The 1,687-nt window shown below is 64.4% G+C and carries 2 protein-coding genes and 1 pseudogene; 1 reads left to right on the top strand and 2 read right to left on the bottom strand.

Annotation, left to right across the window (positions count from 1 at the left end):
* The coding region (locus A2I95_RS35860) for a low specificity L-threonine aldolase (RefSeq protein WP_291737299.1) at positions 1–677 on the top strand (677 nt) is incomplete at its 5' end.
* Positions 678–812: 135 nt separating this feature from the next.
* On the opposite strand, the gene A2I95_RS35855 is transcribed toward A2I95_RS35860, so the two are convergent.
* The gene (locus A2I95_RS35855) at positions 813–1,406 is read right to left on the bottom strand and encodes a 2-hydroxychromene-2-carboxylate isomerase (RefSeq protein ID WP_027258105.1); all 594 of its coding nucleotides are present in this window, start codon (positions 1,404–1,406) and stop codon (positions 813–815) included.
* Between the two features lie 83 nt (positions 1,407–1,489).
* Positions 1,490–1,687 (bottom strand): annotated as a pseudogene (locus A2I95_RS35850) (hypothetical protein); the annotation flags it as partial.

Raw genomic sequence — 1,687 nt, 5'->3', positions numbered from 1 at the left:
CGATTGAGGGTGCGGAAGTCCGCGGTGTCCACGGGCCGCAGCGGGGGCCGGTGTCGCTGTCGCAGGTCACCGAACTCGGCACGGTTTATTCGGTACCGGAAATTGAAGCGCTGGGGGCCGTGGCCAGCGACTACGCGCTGCCGGTCCACATGGACGGCGCCCGGTTCACCAATGCGCTGATCTCTCTGGGCTGCACGCCGGCCGAGATGACCTGGAAGGCCGGCGTGTCGGCGCTCTCTTTTGGCGGCACCAAGAACGGCTGCCTGGGGGTTGAGGCAGTGATTTTCTTCGATCCCGGCCACGCGCAGGAATTCGAGTACCGCCGCAAGCGCGGCGCGCATCTGTTTTCCAAGCACCGTTACCTGTCGGCGCAGATGCTGGCCTATCTGACCAATGACCTGTGGCTGGAAAACGCCAGTGCGGCCAATAGCAACTGCGCGATGCTGGCCGAAGGGCTGCAAGCGGCGGGCGCCCGGTTCACCCATCCAGCCCAGGCCAACATGATTTTTGCCGCCCTGCCCCGCAGCACCCATCAGCGGCTGTTTGCCGCGGGCGCGGTCTATCATCTGTGGGATGGGCCGTTGCATGGGCCGGAAGATGAGCTGGTCACCGCCCGGTTTGTCTGCGACTGGTCGGTTCCGCAAGAGAATATCCGGGCCTTTCTGTCGCTGCTTTGAGGTCATAAGGCGGCTTTACCCCAGCCCTGACAGATCGGGCGCCGCCCGTTCGGGCCTGAAAGGTCCCTCGGGCCCGTTCCCGGACGGCCCTCACCCCCGAGTATTTGAACCCAGAAAGAAGCAGCAGGTGCGGTTTCAGCCGCCGCCTTGCGCCCAGAGCAACGCGTCCTCCAGCCGGTCATCGCCCCAGAAAATCTCGCCGCTAACGGCAAAGCTGGGGGCGCCGAAGATGCCTAGCGCCATAGCCTCCTCTGTCGCCTCTGCCAGCGCCCGGATGACCGGCTCCGATTGCGCCGCCGCGATCGCGCGGGCCGGATCCTGACCGGACGCCTCCAGACTGGCGGTCAGGTTCGGGTCTTCGCCGGCGGGCTGCCCGGCCTCAAACCAGCAGCGGTAAGCGGCCTGGGTATAGGCTTGGCCCCAGCCTTCGGCCGCGCCCAGGGCGGCCACTTGATTGGCCAGCACCAAGTCCGGCAGCGGGTAAGGCGCCGGCAGCCTGGGATGAAATCCGTAGTGCTGCGCGCGGCGTTCGATGTCGCGCCACATGTAGGCGGTCTTTTCCGGCTTGTCCTTGAAGGGGACGTTGTTCTGCACCGTCATGACGTGGCGGACGTTGAAGGGGCGCCAGCGCACGAGCACGCCGGCCCGGGCGGCCGCATCCGTGATCCGCATCACTGTGAGGTAGCTGTAAGTGCTGCCGATCGAATACCAGAATTCCAGTTCAGGCATGTAACCCTCCCGCCAATTAACCAACTGGCACTCAGTATAGGACCGGACCTCGCAGAACGAAAAGGGCGGCGCAGGCGGACGCGTCAGAACTTGCCGTTATCATTTTTCCATTCACTGCGCGGCGGGATGGTCTCAACCGTGTCCCAGTGTTCAGCGATCCTGCCGGACTCAATACGGTAAAGGTCATAGAAGCTGGTATGGGCGCCGTTCAACCGGCCCTCGCTGGCACAAAGCACAAAATTGCCCTCGGCCAGAACCCGGTGGAGGTGCTGGTACCGGAT

The organism is Leisingera sp. F5, assembly GCF_001593695.1.
Note: the sequence above shows the minus strand (reverse complement) of the source record. Positions and strands in the feature narration are given on the sequence as shown.